The sequence below is a fragment of the Sphingobium sp. 15-1 genome (assembly GCF_013375535.1).
GTDB lineage: Bacteria > Pseudomonadota > Alphaproteobacteria > Sphingomonadales > Sphingomonadaceae > Sphingobium > Sphingobium aromaticivastans.
Window position 1 is genome coordinate 1,963,458 of the sequence record NZ_JABXJG010000001.1, and the last position, 15,743, is coordinate 1,979,200.

The 15,743-nt window shown below is 65.2% G+C and carries 14 protein-coding genes; 7 read left to right on the forward strand and 7 right to left on the reverse strand.

The window, feature by feature from the left end:
* Positions 1-5 precede the first annotated feature (5 nt).
* The gene (locus tag HUK72_RS09175; protein WP_176596516.1) at positions 6-638 is read left to right on the forward strand and encodes a VOC family protein; all 633 of its coding nucleotides are present in this window, start codon (positions 6-8) and stop codon (positions 636-638) included.
* A 94-nt stretch (positions 639-732) separates the two neighbouring features.
* Here the strand turns inward: HUK72_RS09175 and HUK72_RS09180 are convergent, their stop codons facing one another.
* Complete coding sequence (locus HUK72_RS09180) at positions 733-1,524, reverse strand: sulfite exporter TauE/SafE family protein (protein WP_176596517.1); 792 nt, start codon at positions 1,522-1,524, stop codon at positions 733-735.
* A 336-nt stretch (positions 1,525-1,860) separates the two neighbouring features.
* Here HUK72_RS09180 and HUK72_RS09185 point away from each other — a divergent pair, with 336 nt between their 5' ends.
* Positions 1,861-2,535: a glutathione S-transferase family protein gene (locus HUK72_RS09185; RefSeq protein WP_176596518.1), complete on the forward strand. Its 675-nt coding sequence runs from the start codon at positions 1,861-1,863 to the stop codon at positions 2,533-2,535.
* A 181-nt stretch (positions 2,536-2,716) separates the two neighbouring features.
* Here the strand turns inward: HUK72_RS09185 and ndk are convergent, their stop codons facing one another.
* The 3 genes from ndk to HUK72_RS09200 form a co-directional block, all read right to left on the reverse strand.
* Positions 2,717-3,139, reverse strand: coding sequence for a nucleoside-diphosphate kinase (gene ndk / locus HUK72_RS09190; RefSeq protein ID WP_046766171.1), 423 nt, complete (start codon positions 3,137-3,139; stop codon positions 2,717-2,719).
* 106 nt (positions 3,140-3,245) lie between these two features.
* Positions 3,246-3,695, reverse strand: coding sequence for a DNA polymerase III subunit chi (locus tag HUK72_RS09195; protein ID WP_176597803.1), 450 nt, complete (start codon positions 3,693-3,695; stop codon positions 3,246-3,248).
* Between the two features lie 14 nt (positions 3,696-3,709).
* On the reverse strand, positions 3,710-5,155 hold the full coding sequence (locus HUK72_RS09200) for a leucyl aminopeptidase (RefSeq protein WP_176596519.1): 1,446 nt from the start codon (positions 5,153-5,155) through the stop codon (positions 3,710-3,712).
* A gap of 373 nt (positions 5,156-5,528) precedes the next feature.
* Between HUK72_RS09200 and HUK72_RS09205 the strand changes: the two genes are divergently transcribed.
* From HUK72_RS09205 to HUK72_RS09230, 5 genes are all read left to right on the forward strand, one after another.
* On the forward strand, positions 5,529-7,793 hold the full coding sequence (locus HUK72_RS09205; RefSeq protein WP_176596520.1) for an LPS-assembly protein LptD: 2,265 nt from the start codon (positions 5,529-5,531) through the stop codon (positions 7,791-7,793).
* A gap of 86 nt (positions 7,794-7,879) precedes the next feature.
* On the forward strand, positions 7,880-9,265 hold the full coding sequence (locus HUK72_RS09210; RefSeq protein WP_176596521.1) for a peptidylprolyl isomerase: 1,386 nt from the start codon (positions 7,880-7,882) through the stop codon (positions 9,263-9,265).
* Positions 9,243-10,280: a 4-hydroxythreonine-4-phosphate dehydrogenase PdxA gene (gene pdxA / locus HUK72_RS09215; protein ID WP_176596522.1), complete on the forward strand. Its 1,038-nt coding sequence runs from the start codon at positions 9,243-9,245 to the stop codon at positions 10,278-10,280. Before HUK72_RS09210 ends, pdxA begins: the two co-directional genes overlap by 23 nt.
* 5 nt (positions 10,281-10,285) lie before the next feature.
* Entirely contained in the window at positions 10,286-11,143 is an 858-nt protein-coding gene (rsmA, locus tag HUK72_RS09220) for a 16S rRNA (adenine(1518)-N(6)/adenine(1519)-N(6))-dimethyltransferase RsmA (protein ID WP_176596523.1), read from the forward strand.
* Positions 11,144-11,400: 257 nt separating this feature from the next.
* Positions 11,401-11,724, forward strand: a complete 324-nt coding sequence (locus tag HUK72_RS09230; RefSeq protein WP_176596525.1) for a hypothetical protein — start codon at positions 11,401-11,403, stop codon at positions 11,722-11,724.
* A gap of 277 nt (positions 11,725-12,001) precedes the next feature.
* Here HUK72_RS09230 and HUK72_RS09235 read toward each other — a convergent pair whose 3' ends face one another.
* The 3 genes from HUK72_RS09235 to guaB all read right to left on the reverse strand — a co-directional run bounded on the left by HUK72_RS09235 (position 12,002) and on the right by guaB (position 15,381).
* Positions 12,002-12,520, reverse strand: a complete 519-nt coding sequence (locus tag HUK72_RS09235; protein ID WP_176596526.1) for a tetratricopeptide repeat protein — start codon at positions 12,518-12,520, stop codon at positions 12,002-12,004.
* 92 nt (positions 12,521-12,612) lie between these two features.
* Positions 12,613-13,800, reverse strand: a complete 1,188-nt coding sequence (locus HUK72_RS09240; protein WP_176596527.1) for an RsmB/NOP family class I SAM-dependent RNA methyltransferase — start codon at positions 13,798-13,800, stop codon at positions 12,613-12,615.
* A 123-nt stretch (positions 13,801-13,923) separates the two neighbouring features.
* The gene (guaB, locus tag HUK72_RS09245) at positions 13,924-15,381 is read right to left on the reverse strand and encodes an IMP dehydrogenase (protein ID WP_176596528.1); all 1,458 of its coding nucleotides are present in this window, start codon (positions 15,379-15,381) and stop codon (positions 13,924-13,926) included.
* Positions 15,382-15,743: the final 362 nt, after the last annotated feature.

A 15,743-nucleotide genomic window follows, 5' to 3' on the forward strand; every position in this document is an offset into this window, starting at 1 on the left:
CAATAATGACTGGAAGCACCGCGCCCGAATGGCCGAACGGGGTCAGGGCACTCAACAAGCTGTCCGCCTCGATCCGGCAGATCGGCGTCATCGTCCGCGACATCGACGCCGCCATGCGCTATTGGAGCGAACTGACGGGCGTCGGCCCGTTCGTTGTTTTCCGGAACCTCGCGCTGGACGATGATTATCGCTATCGCGGCCGTTTGTCGAAGCCCCCCGTCGTGGACCTCGCGCTCGGCTATTCGGGGGCCATCCAGTTCGAGCTTATCCAACAGCTCAACGATGCCCCCAGCGGTTTTCTGGACTATATCGCGGCCGGGCAGGAAGGCATGCAGCATGTCTCGCCGCAATTCGCCTCACCCGAGGAATATGACGCCGCTTATGCGCATCTCTGCGGCAACGGGCTGGAGGTGGTTCATGAGGGGCGGATGAAGGACACGCCGTTCCGAATCGCTTATTTCTCCCTGCCCGGCGGCGGATTTCCGCAATATGAGATCAGCGAGGTCCGCCATCCGTCGATGGTGCCCGCCTTCGATCGCATTCAGCAGTTGAACGAGGAATGGGATGGCACGACTCCGGCCGTGATCGAGATCATGGACCTGGCGGAGATGGGCAAGGTTCTGGGACTGGAAGCCTAGCGCCCCTTGCCATCGCGCATCATGACCCATGCGCTGGAAGGCGACGGCTTGGCCGAATCGGGCTCATGCCGTTGCCTTCGAATGACCTCCGGGATCAGGCGATCAGGCGCCATCCCACCACCACCAGCACCGCCGCCAGCAAGGGCTGAAGCACGCGATCCGACGTGCGCGTCGCCAGCAGAGACCCGATCACGATGCCCGGCAGCGATCCGACCAGCAGGTTGACCAGCAGCACCGGATTGACGTTGCCGATCCACAAATGGCCAAGCCCCGCCACCAGGGTCAGCGGCACGGCATGGACGATGTCGGTCGCCACCAGCCGCTGCATCCGCATGCGCAGTGGATAGAGCGCCAGCAGCAACGTCGCGCCGATCGCGCCCGCCCCGACCGAAGTCAGCGTCACCATCGCGCCCAGCAACGCCCCCGCCAGCACGGTCAGCGCCGGTTGCCAGCGGGTGAAGCGGTCCGCCGTGCCGACCCGGCGGGCCAGCGCCCATTGATGGAACCGCCCGCGCAACAGGGTGGCGGCCGCCGTGCCGATCAGCACCACGCCCAGCGCGCCCGTGACCACCCCGGCCTTGATCTGCCCGAGATGCATTTGCGACAGGATCGCCAGCACGATCAGGGAGGCGGGAATGCTGCCGATCATCAGCCGCTTCACCACTTCATAGTCCGGGCCGCCGTCCGCCCCGCCCTGATGATGGTGCACCGCGCCCCCGACCGCCTTGGTGATCGACGCGAACCACAGGTCCGTGCCGACCGCCGTGGTGGGCGCGACGCCGAACAGCAGGATCAGGATCGGCGCCATCAGCGATCCGCCCCCCACGCCGGTCATGCCGACCATCAGGCCCACAAAAAGGCCCGCGATCGCGTGCAACCAATCCATATTCCGCCCCAAGCTCTCTATGAGTAATTTGGTAGACATCTAGGGCCCAAAGCCCGCGTCAGCCAGCCCCCATTTTGGATTGGAAATTTATCGCCGCCAAAACAATTGCTGTTCCGGCGGGCGGACGATGTTCGCGATCCTCTCGACTTCCCTTGCCTCTGCCGTCTAAGAGCCTGTTTGAGAATGCGCCTATTGGCGCATTGCGGCACCAGCCCTCTCCCCCCACCCGGCCACCCATAAAATACTGCCGTTGGGTGGCCGGGTGGGGGAGAGGGCTGGTGCCGCCTCGGAAATCGCTCTTCCGCGATTTCTCAAACGGACTCTAAGACGGAACGCATGATGAAGCTGTTCATTGGCAACAAGGCCTATTCGAGCTGGTCGCTGCGCGGCTGGCTGGCGTGCAAGCTATCCGGCCTTCCCTTCGAGGAAGTCGTGGTCCCGCTTTATGACGAAGCGTGGGAAAAACGGCGGGAGGGCGACGAATTCGCGCCCTCGTCGGGCAAGGTGCCGATTCTCTGGGATGGGGACGAGACGGTCGTCTGGGACAGCCTGGCCATCGTCGAATATCTGAACGAGAAATCGGGCGGCGACAGATTCTGGCCCGCCGACCCCGCCGCCCGCGCCATGGCTCGCTCGATGGCGGCGGAAATGCATTCGAGCTTCGCCGCGCTGCGCCGCGAGCACAGCATGAACATCCGCCAGATCTACCCGCCCGTCCCGCCGTCCGAAGCGGTGGCGCAGGACATCGCCCGCATCATGCAGCTCTGGGCCGAAGCCCGCGCCCGCTATGGCGGCGAAGGGGAGTTTCTGTTCGGGGAGTTCGGCGCGGTCGACGTGATGTTCGCGCCGGTCGTGACCCGCTTCATCACCTATCAGCTCCCCGTGGCCCGCTTTGCGGAGGCCTATATGCGCGCGGTGATCAACCACCCCTGGATGCAGGAATGGATCGGCGGCGCCCAGGCGGAGGAATGGGTGATCGACAGGTTCGAAGCGCCGCCGCAACTGGGGTGAGATTAGGCTGACAAGCGCTTGCTGGGGCCATCTGCTCCCGTTAATCGCGCCGTGCTCCTGCGCAGGAGCACGGTGCGCCCTAAGGACAGCGCCGCGGTCAGACCGTCCACTCCCATTATCAAAAGAAAAAGGGCCGGCGGGCTTATCGCCCCCGGCCCCTTTTCCAAACGAACGCGCCGGATCAGCCGACGATTTCGTCCGCCTTGAAGAAATAGGCGATCTCGATCGCGGCATTTTCCTCGCTGTCCGAACCGTGGACCGAATTGGCCTCGATCGATTCGGCATAATCCTTGCGGATGGTGCCCTCATCGGCATTGGCCGGGTTGGTGGCGCCCATGATGTCGCGGTTCCGCTTCACGGCGTCTTCGCCTTCCAGAACCTGCACGACCACCGGGCCGGAGATCATGAAAGCGACCAGATCGGCAAAGAAGGGGCGCTCCTTGTGCACGGCGTAAAAGCCCTCGGCCTGCTCGCGGCTCATGCGGATGCGCTTGGAAGCGACGACCCGCAGGCCCGCTTCCTCCAGCTTCTTGGTCACGGCGCCCGTCAGGTTGCGACGGGTCGCGTCGGGCTTGATGATCGAAAAGGTGCGGGTCACGGCCATGAGGCTCAAAAGCTCCGAATTGTTTGGGATAAGATGGCGCGCCCTTTAGACCGGGCCGATGGCTATCGCAAGGGGCGTCCGTAAAGGCCCGGATTTACGGCTCCGGCTATGGACCTTGCACCCATTTGCGGCCTTCCTGCCGCCAGAATCGCGGCGTCACGCCATCCCGTTTGGCAAGATCGCGCCAGCTCGCCCGCGCGCCCTCTATGGTTTCCGCGTCGAAGAAATAGAAAGCGCGTTCGAATCCCAGCGCTTCCTCGCGCCAGAGGCCGTCCGCCAATGCGACATGCCGTGCCCCATTGGCGGCCAGATCGGCGGCTGGACAATCCTGCGCCAGCAGCACCGGCTGCACCGATTCGCCGCCCTCCCCCGCCCGGCCATGCGCCAGGAAGCTTTCCGGCGGCCCGGCCCACAGCCCGGCGGAGATTCGCTCCAGCCGATCGGACTCCTGCGCCACCACCAGCAACCGCGCCCCCATGTCCAGGATGCGGCCCGCAATGGCGGGCAGCACCTGTTCCACCGGATCGCGGCTGAGCTGGTAGAAGTCGACCTGTATCGGACTTTCTGGCATCAACCTTCAAACTTGTCCGCGACGTAGCGGTCTAGCAGCCGCACGCCATAGCCGGTCGCGCCCTTGTCCCAGGTCGCGCCGGGCTTGTCGGCCCAGACCATGCCGGCAATGTCGAGATGCGCCCATTTGACGCCCTCGTCGACGAAGCGCTTGATGAACTGCGCCGCGGTGATCGACCCACCATAGCGCGGACCGATATTCTTCATGTCGGCAATCGGGCTGTCGATCAGCTTGTTATAGGCGTCGCCCAGCGGGAAACGCCACAATTGGTCGCCCGCCGCCTTGCCCGCCGCGATCAGATCGTCCGCCAGCCCGTCGTCGTTGGAGAAGATGCCCGCATATTCATTGCCCAGCGAGATGATCATCGCCCCGGTCAGCGTGGCAAGATCGATGATCACCTCCGGCGCATAGGTTTTCTGCGCCCAGGTGATGACGTCGCACAGCACCAGACGCCCTTCGGCATCGGTGTTCAGCACCTCGATCGTCTGCCCGGACATAGAGGTGACGATATCGCCCGGCCGCTGCGCATTGCCGTCGGGCATATTTTCGACCAGGCCGCAAATGCCGACGACGCGGACCTTCGCCTTACGCCCGGCCAGCGCCTTGATAGCGCCCGCCACGGCCCCGGCGCCGCCCATGTCCCATTTCATGTCTTCCATGCCCGCGCCGGGCTTCAGCGAGATGCCACCCGTATCGAAGGTCACGCCCTTGCCGACGAAGACCAGCGGCTTTTCGGTCGCGCCATTGGAGCCGTCCCATTCCATCGCCAGCAGGCGCGGCTCGCGCACCGAACCCTGCGCCACGCCCAGCAGCGCGCCCATGCCCAGGTCCGCCATCGCCGCCTTGTCCAGCACGGTGATCTTGACGCCCAGTTCCTCCAGAGGTTTGCAGCGCTCGACGAAGCTTTCGGGATAGAGGATGTTCGCCGGTTCCGACACCAGCTCGCGGGTGAAGGCCACGCCCGCCGCGACCGCCGACCGGCTTTCCCACGCCGCCCCGGCGTCGCTCGAAACCAGCGTGATCTGCTTGAGCGTCGGCTTGGCCTTTTCCGCCTGCCGCGTGCGATAGGTGTCGATCCGCCAGCCGCGCAGCGACGCGCCGAAGGCCAACGCCGCCGCCTTGTCCCCGCTCGCGCCGCCGAAGAATTCGACCGCAGCATGGCTCGCGCCGCTGGTCGACAGGCGCGCCGTCAGCGCGCTGCCCGCGCGCTCATAATCCGCATCGCTGCCCGCGCCGGTGCCGACCAGCACCACGCGCAGCACCTTGCCGCCCTCTTCCACGAAGCTCTCGAAGCTCGACCCCGCTTCCCCGGCGAAGCGCGCCGCGGCGGCGCCCGCCGCCAGCACGGGCGCGGCGCTCAAGGGCAAGGCGTCGAAACCGCCCTTCGGCACGGCGAAGACCAGCGTATCGGCTTCGGGACGGACGGGGCTGAACGCGATTTCCATCTAGGGTCCTTTATTTCCTGCAAGGCTTTATATCTTCCGGGCCGATCGACATTCAATCAAGCTGAGTGATGACGCTCGCCGCATTCCGTCATGCTGAACTTGTTTCAGCATCCATTTCTCCCCACGAACGAATGTCTCCGAAGGCGAGATGGATGCTGAAACAAGTTTAGCATGACAAAGTTCGTTAAAGGCAATCACTTCATATCAGGCTGCATGTCGACCGGCTGAGCACATCAGATAGTGCGGCTTACCCTGTCTGGCAAAGCCGTTCGACTGATTTTCCGGCAAAACTCTTGGCCGAGACGATTGCAGCGCAGACAAAGCAGTGCGATAGGCGGGAAACAAAGTGCCCCGTCAAAGAGGCCCCATCCTTTTGCAGAACAACCCTTTCCCCTTGCGTTTGAAACAGCTCCTGGCCGCCAGCGCCGCCTTTCCGTGCCTGGGCGCCGTCCCGCATGCCGCCGCCCAGCAGCTTCAGGAACCGCAGACGACGATCAGCGCGCCCGACGCCCCGGTGCCCGAAAGCGACGAGCAGATCGGCTTCGCCGCCGACGCGCTGGAATATGACAGCAATAGCGAGGTCGTGACTGCCAGCGGCAATGTGCAGTTGCTGCGGGAGGGCAACCGGCTGCGCGCCGACAAGGTCGTCTGGAACCGCACCACGGGGAAGGTGGAGGCGACCGGCAATGTCTCCGTCACCGATCCGGAAGGCAATATCGCCTATGGGGACCGGTTCGACGTCACTGATTCCCTTCAGGACGGCATGGTCCAGAACATGCTGCTGGTGCTGCAATCGGGCGGACGGCTGGCCGCCGCCAACGGCCAGCGGGTGAACGGCGTCTACACGCTGCGCAAGGCCGCCTATACCGGCTGCGTGGTCGAGGATCATGAAGGCTGCCCCAAGGAGCCGACCTGGCAGATCAAGGCGGTCAAGGTCGTCTATGATCCGGTCAAGGCCCGCGTCAAATATACCAATGCCAGCATCGAGCTGTTCGGCCTGCCGCTGATTCCGATGCCCGGCTTCTCCCATCCGGTGGGCGACAATGGCGGCAGCGGCCTGCTGGTGCCAAACCTGCGCTACGACCGCACCAACGGGTTCGAGGTCGCGCTGCCTTATTATCTGAAGCTCGCGCCCAATCGCGACGTCACCATCACGCCGCATGTCTACACCGGCACGCTGCCGATGCTGGAGACCAATTACCGCCATCTGTGGGACCGGGGCGCCTATCAGATCACCGGCTACGCCACCTATGGCAGCCGCGTCGCCACCGGCAGCGCCTCCTCCACCACCCCGGCGGATTCGCAGAAGGACTTCCGCGGCTATCTGGACGCCAGCGGGGCGCTGCAACTGACGCCGGAATGGAGCATCGGCGGATCGATTCGCGCCGCGACCGACCGCACCTTCCTGCGCCGCTACGACATCAGCCGGGACGACCGGCTGCGCTCGACCCTGAACGCGCAGCGGATCGGCAGGAACAGCTATTTCTCCATTGCCGGCTGGGCGGTGCAGACGCTGCGCACCGGCGATTCGCAGGGGCAGATGCCGATCGCGCTGCCCGTCATCGACTATCGCCTGCGGATGAAGGACCCGCTGCTGGGCGGCGTGGCGCAGTTGCAGGCGAACAGCCTGGCCATCACCCGCACCCATGGCCAGGACACGCAGCGCGCCTTCGCCGCCTTCGAATGGAATCTGCGCAAGCTGACCCCCATGGGCCAGGAACTGACCTTCACCACCTATTTGCGCGGCGACGTCTATCACAGCAGCGACAATCTGCGGAACAGCGTGATCAGCTATGCCGGCGATCCGGGCTGGAAGGCGCGCGGCATCGCGGCGGCGGCCATCGACATGCGCTGGCCCTTCATGGGCGAGGCGTTCGGCGGCGTGCAGCGCATCGCCCCCCGCGTCCAGATCGTCGCCGCGCCCAAGATCGCGAACCTCTCCGTCCCCAATGAGGACGCCCGCGCCATCGACCTGGAGGACAGCAACCTCTTCGCGCTCAACCGCTTTTCCGGCTATGACCGGTTCGAGGATTCGACCCGCGTCACCTATGGCCTGGAATATAGCCTGTCGCTGCCGGACTTCTCGCTGGAAAGCGTGGTCGGGCAAAGCTATCGCCTCAACAGCCGCGAAAGCATCCTGCCCGACGGCACCGGCCTGTCGGACCGCCTGTCCGACATCGTCGGCCGCACCACCGTCCGCTACAAGGATTTCATCAGCTTCACCCACCGCTTCCGGCTGGACAAGGACAATCTGTCGGTCCGCCGCAACGAGATCGACGCCACCATCGGCAGCCGCAAGACCTATGCGACGGTCGGCTATCTGCGCCTCAACCGCGACGCGAACCTCAATCTGGAGGATTTGCAGGACCGTGAGGAACTCCGCCTGGGCGGCCGCGTCCAGTTCGCGCGCTTCTGGTCCGTCTTCGGCTCAACCGTCATCGACCTGACCGACGCGAAGGAAGACCCGCTGTCGGTCGCGGACGGCTATCAGCCCGTCCGCCATCGCCTGGGGATAGCCTATGAGGATGATTGCCTGACGCTCGGCCTCACCTGGCGTCGCGACTATCAGGTGCTGGGCGACGCACGAAAGGGCAACAGCTTCCAGCTTCGGCTGGCTTTTCGCAATATTGGCATATAAGGATCAGCCTTCCCGCTTCCTGCTCAGGGCCGGTTAAGGCGGATCGGTGCATCTCGTGCCGAACCGATTGGAGAGTTTTGTCGACGATGCAGCCTGTCGTTTCCCCGTTTTCCCGCATTGGCAGCACGGCCGCCAAGGGCCTGCGCACCCTGCTTCTGTCCTCCGCCCTGCTGGCGACGGGGGTGACGGGGGTTGCCGCCCAGACGGTGGGCGACGACGATAGCGTCGCCTCGCAGCAGCTCAATCTGCCCAAGGATGTGACCGTCTTCGGCAAGAGCGACCCCAATGTCCGCAAGGCGACCGCCATCGTCAACGGCCGCATCATCACCGGCACGGATGTCGACCAGCGCCTGGCCCTGATCATCACCGCCAATGGCGGCAAGGTGTCGGATGAGGAAAAGGAAAGGCTGCGCGTGCAGGTGCTGCGCAACCTGATCGACGAGACGCTCCAGATTCAGGAAGCCTCCGCCAACGACATCAAGGTGGACAAGGCGGAAATCGAGCAGAGCTATGAGCGGGTGGCGGCCAATTTCCGCCAGTCGCCCGCCCAGTTCGACCAATATCTGCGCCAGCAAGGCAGCGCGTCCGCCAGCATCAAGCGCCAGATCGAGGGCGAACTGGCCTGGAGCCGCCTGCTCCGCCGCAACATCCAGCCCTTCGTCAACGTGTCGGAGGATGAGGTGAAGTCGGTGGTCGACCGCATGAACGCGGCCAAGGGCAGCGACGAGTTCCGCATCGGTGAGATCTACCTGTCGGCCACGCCGGAAAATCAGCAGCAGATCGTCGCCAACGCCCGCAACATCATCGAACAGATCAAGCAGGGCGGCAGCTTCGCCGCCTATGCGCGGCAATTCTCCGAAGCGTCCACGGCGGCGGTCGGCGGCGATCTCGGCTGGGTCCGCCCCGCGCAGTTGCCCGACGAACTAGCGCAGGCCGCGAATGAGATGCAGGTCGGCCAGATCGCAGGCCCCATCAGCGTGCCCGGCGGCGTGTCGGTCATCTATGTGATGGACAAGCGCAAGGTGCTGACCGCCGATCCGCGCGACGCGCTGCTCAGCCTCAAACAGCTTTCCGTCAGCTTCCCCGCCGGCACGACCAAGGAACAGGCGAGCACCAGGGCCGCCGCCTTCGCCGCGCAGGTCAAGACGATCAAGGGCTGCGGCCAGGCCAATGAACTGGGCGGCAAGATTGGCGCCGACGTGGTCGACAACGACAATGTGAAGCTGCGCGACCTGCCGCCGCAATTGCAGGACATCCTCTTGAACCTCCAGGTGGGTGAGGCGACGCCGCCCTTCGGCTCGATCAACGACGGCGTGCGCGTGCTGGTCGTCTGCGGCCGCGACGAAGCCTCTTCCGCCGCCGCGCCCAATGCCGAACAGATCATGGCGCAGTTGGAGGAAGAACGGGTCAACAAGCGCGCCCGCATCTATCTGCGCGACCTCCGCCGCGATGCCGTTATCGACTATAACTGATCCGGCGGACCCTCAAACGATGGGGCCGCCCTTCGCCGTATCGCTGGGCGATCCGGCGGGCATCGGGCCGGAAATCGTTGCCAAGAGCTGGGTCATGCGGGAAGCGCGGGGCCTGCCGCCCTTCTTCGCGGTGGGCGACGCCGCGTCGCTGCGCGCCGTCTGGTCCGGCCCGATCGAGACGGTCAGCACACCCGAGGAAGCCGCCGCTGCGTTCGACAGCGCCCTCCCCTGCCTGCAAGTCGCAGACGCGGGGGAGATCATCCCCGGCTCGCCCTGCATGGACGGGGCGCGCACCGCTTTCCAGGCGCTGGAGGTCGCGGTCGGCCTCGCCCGCAGCGGATCGGCGGCAGGGATCGTCACCGCCCCGGTCGGCAAGGAGCAGCTTTACGGTGTCGGCTTCACCCATCCCGGCCAGACCGAATTCATTGCCGAACGCTGCGGCGTCGCGCCGCACAATGCGGTGATGATGCTGGCCGGGCCGTCGCTGAAGGTCGTGCCGGTCACCATCCATATCCCGCTGGCCGATGTCCCTTCCGTGCTGACGATCGACCTGATCCGCGCTCGCGCCATCACCACCGCCAAGGGGCTTCAGCGCAATTTCGGCATAGGCCGTCCGCGCCTGGTCGTCGCCGGTCTCAACCCCCATGCGGGCGAGGGCGGCGCGCTCGGCCGGGAGGAGATCGACATCATCCGCCCCGCCGTGGAATCGCTCCAGGCCGAGGGATATGACATTAGCGGCCCGCTCGCCGCCGACACGCTGTTCCACACGCGCGCCCGCGAGACCTACGACGCCGCGCTCTGCATGTATCATGATCAGGCGCTGATCCCGATCAAGACGCTGAACTTCGATGAAGGCGTCAACATCACCCTGGGCCTTCCCATCGTGCGCACCTCGCCCGACCATGGCACCGCCTTCGGCATCGCAGGCAAGGATAGCGCCAATCCCGGCGCGATGATGGCGGCGATCAAGATGGCCGCCGAAGCCGCCCGCGCCCGGCTCACCCCCGGCTGCTGAGGCCCATGGCTACCGATACCCGCCCCCAGCTCCCGCTGCCCAAGCTCCCGCCGCTGCGCGACGTCATCGCCGCCCACGGATTGCAGGCCAGCAAGGCGCTCGGCCAGAATTTCCTGCTGGACGAACAGTTGCTGGACCGCATCGCCGCTATTCCCGGATCGCTGGAAGGCCAGCCCGCTTTCGAGGTCGGCCCCGGCCCCGGCGGCCTGACCCGCGCCATCCTCCGCGCGGGCGCGAAGCTCGTCGCGGTCGAGCGCGACCGGCGCTGCCTCCCCGCCCTGGCCGAACTGGACGAAGCCTTCCCCGGCCAGCTCCGCGTCCTTTCCGGCGACGCCATGCAGGTCGACGCCCGCGCCGAAGCGGGCGAAGGCGCGCATATCATCGCCAACCTGCCCTATAATGTCGGCACGGCGCTGCTGATCGGCTGGCTCTCGGCGGAGTGGACGCCGCTCCCCTGGTGGTCGACCCTGACGCTGATGTTCCAGATGGAAGTGGCCGAACGCATCGTGGCGAAACCGGGCGGCGACCATTATGGCCGCCTTGCCGTGCTGTCCCAATGGCGCAGCGACGCCCGCATCGCGATGAAGGTCCACCGCAGCGCCTTCACGCCCCCGCCCAAGGTCATGTCCGCGGTCGTCCACATCACGCCCAAACTCGCCCCCGAAGGCGTGCAGTTGAAGCATCTCGAACGCCTGACCGCCGCCGCCTTCGGCCAGCGCCGCAAGATGCTGCGCCAAAGCCTGAAGGGCCTGCCCGGCGCGCTGGACGCGCTGGAGACAGTCGGCATCGACCCACAACGCCGCGCCGAAACCGTCAGCGTCGAGGAATTCGTGGATGTGGCGCGGGTGTTGGGACGCGTTTAGCTTTCAAATCCGGCTTGGGTGGGTAGGGGACCGTCTGCTTCGGAGCCGATAGCTGTGGTAACCTAACCATCCTCATGCAAGATAAAGTTCATGACATTGGATGAAGAAAGCGAGCGAGCAACATGTATGTTGCTAGGCAAGGCCATCAGACGGATTGCTCGATTCCGGGAAACAGAAATTCTCATAGAATTTGAGGACGGCACGCGGCTTTTTGTCGATAGCGCAACGCCTTTGCAGCTATCTATTCAAGAGGCCGTATGAAAGGTTTGAACGGCGACGACGGGTGGAAAGCGGTCATTAACTCGATAGTCCTACAGCGGCACAGGAAAGGAAATGCCGTGCGGAAAATGAAGTTATCTCAACGGGCGCTTATATATGGAATAGCCTTCGCATTATTCGCCGCTGGCTTTGCGGTCCGGTTTCTTTCCCTTCCCGCATGGCTCAATCTCACGATTTACGGGATTTTCGCTGCGCCAGTGATCTGGTTGGCCTGCCGCGAATTGATCAAACGAAAAGCAGAAAAGCGGATAGACCGAGAGGCCGCTTGGCGCGCCTTTATCCGCGACCGCAACGTCCGTTAGTGGTCGTTTTCAGACCATCCTTTCAATCATCCGGCCCCGAACTTGGGTGACTGGCTTGGGATCAACGTAACCCACCGGCCACAGCATCGCCAAAAAACATCCTATTTTTCCACCCGACCAGGATTTTGCCTGTCCTATTCCGAGCCCGCAGGCTTATCCCGCATCCCTCTTTGAAACGTCAGATAATCGCGTCACCCCGCATACGCGCGCAGGCACGCGCGCGCGTACACTGTGAACTTCGGCATGATATGGTCGAAAACCGCCCCGAAAAAACAGGTCAAGGCGTCTCGGTTGCAGACCCCTTGGGCGCAGGCACGCTATCCTTCGCGCTCAACACCGTAGCGGGCGGCCCCTTCTCGATGGCGGCGGCAAGCTGCCCCACGGCGGCGCAATTTCCCTTGCACAGCCCCTGCGCCTGGGCAAGATTTTCCTTGGCCTTGGCGATCGCGCCCTTTTCGACCATCGCCTCGCCCTGTCCCACCAAAGCGGCGACGTCATTGGGCTCCAGCAACAGCGCCTCGCGATAGAGGCGGATCGCCTTGCCCTGCAAACCCTGCGCCCGCGCCACCTGCGCCAGCTCGATATAGGCGGTGCGGTTGCGCGGATCGACCGCCAGCGCGCTTTCCAGCGCATCGGTTGCGCCCTGATAATTGCCTGCCTTGCGCGCCGCCTCGCCAGCCTTCTGCCATTCGATCGAGAGCGGCGAAATCTGCGAATCCGGCCGCTGCGACAGGCCTGCGCTGGAAACCGTGGTCAGCAGGACAGCCAAGGCGATCGAAGCAGGGGTAAAACGCATGCACAACTCCAGCCATGTTTCAGGCATTGATTCCGACCCAAATTCCGGCTGACAAGTGTCGCGATTTTGCGCCCGCTTGTCCATCGACTCTTTCAAACGGCCCGCCGCAAGCGCGCAACATAGAAGCCGTCGGTGCCGTCATGGCCCGGCGTCAGCAGCAGCCCGTCGCCATGGGCGCGGCCCATCGCCGCTTCGATCCGTTCGACGGTCCATCCGTCATGCCGTTCCAGAAATGCCCGCACCTGATCCCGCCCCTCCCGGTCCGTCAGCGCGCAGACAGCATAGATCAACGCCCCGCCCGGCGCCAGCAGCGGAGCCGCGAAATCCAGGATTCGCGCCTGTTCCGCCACCAGCCGGTCGAGCCGCGCCGGGGTCAGCCGCCAGCGCGCCTCCGGATTGCGCCGCCAGGTGCCGGTGCCCGAACAGGGCGCATCGACCAGCACCACATCCGCCCGCCCTTTCAGGCTGTCCAGCGCGCCCGCCTCATGCCCCTGGTCGAGCAGCAGCGTCTCTATGAAGGTCGCCCCCGCCCGCTCGGCACGCGGATCAAGCCGCGCCAGACGCGAACGGATGGTGTCGGCGGCGATCAGCACACCCTTCCCGCCCCCATTGCCACCCATGGCCGCGGCCAGCGCCAGCGTCTTGCCGCCCGCTCCGGCGCAAAGGTCGATGACGGTCATGCCCGGCGCAACCCCGCAGGCGGCGGAGATCAACTGGCTGCCCGCATCCTGCACCTCGACCTGGCCCCATTTCCAGGGATCGCTCTGCTCGACCGGCGCGCCTTCGGGCAGGCGCAGCGCATCGGGCAGCCCGGCTATGCGGGCGGCTTCCGGATAATGCGGCGCAACCCTGTCCGGATCGGCCTTCAGCCGGTTGACGCGCAGATCGACCGGCGCCCGGCCAAGCAGCGCGTCCCGTTCCACCGGCGCCGCCAGCAGAGGCTCGATCCAGCCGGGCACGACACCCGCCGGAGCGCCCGCTTCGTCATCGGCAATCGGCGCGGGCCCATGCGCCGATCCGTCGAACAGAGCCGCCAATTCCGCACGCTCGCGCGCCAGACCAACCATGGCGGCGCGCCCGCTCTCAGGCCGCTCGGCCACGCGGCGCACCGCATCATAGACATGGTCGCGCACCGCCCGCCGGTCGCGTGACCCGGCATAGCGGCGTTCCTTGAAATAGCGGGCGATCAGCGTGTCCGCCGCCGGCCCGCCATCCCGCGCCGACGCGATGATGGCGTCGAGCAGTTCGATGGCGGCCTGAACACGAGCGGATGGAGTCATGACGAAACGCTCCCCTCCCCTTCAGGGGAGGGGCTGGGGGTGGGGGCGTGCCTCGAACGCTGCGCCCGGTACCAATCCCCCACCTCAACCCCTCCCTGGAAGGAGCAGGGCTTGATCGAGGCCTTAACGCGTCGGATAATTGGGCGCTTCCCGCGTGATCGTCACGTCATGCACATGGCTTTCCGAAAGCCCGGCATTGGTGATCTGGACGAAACGGGCCCGCGCCTGCAGGTCCTTGATCGTGGCGCTGCCGGTATAGCCCATGGCCGCCTTCACCCCGCCGACAAGCTGGTGGATGACGTCCTTCGCCGGCCCCTTGAACGGCACCTGGCCTTCAATGCCTTCGGGCACCAGCTTCATCTGGTCCTTGATGTCCGCCTGGAAATAGCGGTCCGCCGACCCCCGCGCCATCGCGCCGACGCTGCCCATGCCGCGATAGCTCTTATAGGCGCGGCCCTGATAGAGGAAGGTCTCGCCCGGCGCCTCCGCCGTGCCGGCCAGCAGCGACCCGACCATGACGCAGCCAGCCCCCGCCGCCAGCGCCTTCGCCACGTCGCCGGAGGTGCGCAGGCCGCCGTCCGCGATCACCGGCACGCCCTGCTTGGCGGCTTCCTCGGCCGAATCCATCACGGCGGTAAGCTGCGGCACGCCCACGCCCGCGACAACGCGGGTGGTGCAGATCGACCCCGGCCCGATACCCACCTTCACGCAATCCGCGCCCGCCCCGATCAGCGCCTTGGTCGCCTCGGCGGTGGCGACATTGCCGGCCACGACCTGCACATGGTTGGACAGCTTCTTCACCGCCTCGACAGCGACCGCGACCTGCCTGCTGTGACCATGGGCGGTGTCGATGACGATCAGGTCGCACTCCGCGTCGATCAGCGCCTTGCTGCGCTCCAGCCCTGCATCACCCACGGTCGATGCCGCCGCCACGCGCAGGCGGCCCGAAGCGTCCTTGGTCGCCTGCGGATAGGTGACAGCCTTCTCGATATCCTTGACGGTGATGAGGCCGACGCAATGATAATGATCGTCCACCACCAGCAGCTTTTCGATGCGCCGCTGGTGCAGCAGGCGCATCGCCTCGTCCTGGCCCACACCCGTCTTCACCGTCGCAAGATTATCGTGCGTCATCAGTTCGCTGACCGGCTGGGCCGGGTTTTCGGCAAAACGGACGTCGCGGTTGGTGACGATGCCGACCAGCTTGCCCGATGCCTCGACCACCGGAATGCCGCTGATCTTGTGGCGGGCCATCAGCATCTGCGCATCGGCCAGCGTCGCATTGGGGGTGATGGTGATCGGGTTCACCACCATGCCGCTTTCGAAGCGCTTGACGGCGCGCACCGCGTCCGCCTGCTCCTCGATCGAGAGATTGCGGTGCAACACGCCGATCCCGCCCAACTGCGCCATGACGATCGCCATGTCGGCTTCCGTCACCGTGTCCATGGCGGACGACAGGACAGGGATGTTGAGCCTGATCGCCTTGGTTACATGAGTGCTCGTGTCCGCCTGGCTGGGCAGCACATCGGATTCGGCGGGCTGCAACAGCACGTCGTCAAAGGTGAGGCCAAGGCGGATATCCATGTGAAAGCCACTTTCTGCTGCGCGACCGGCCGGGAGGGGGCAGCCGGATCGCTGGGGGATTCGTGGCGGCCCATGTAACCATTAACCAGCGAAACGACCAGACCCCCGGAGGCATTTTATTGCGTGAGCGCAGGAGAGCGGCGTTAGGTATCGGAAATGGGTGGGGAGCGGACGGTTCGCTTGCGGCGCTCTCCTTAGGGCATGCCGTGTTCCTGCGCAGGCAGGAGCCCAGTTCCGACCCTTGTGGACTGTCGGACCGTCCGAACTGGGTTCCTGCCTGCGCAGGAACACGGGGCGCTTAGCGTCCGCTATTGCCTAAAAACGGCCAGCGGCACCCTTATGCATGGAAAAAGGGCACCGCC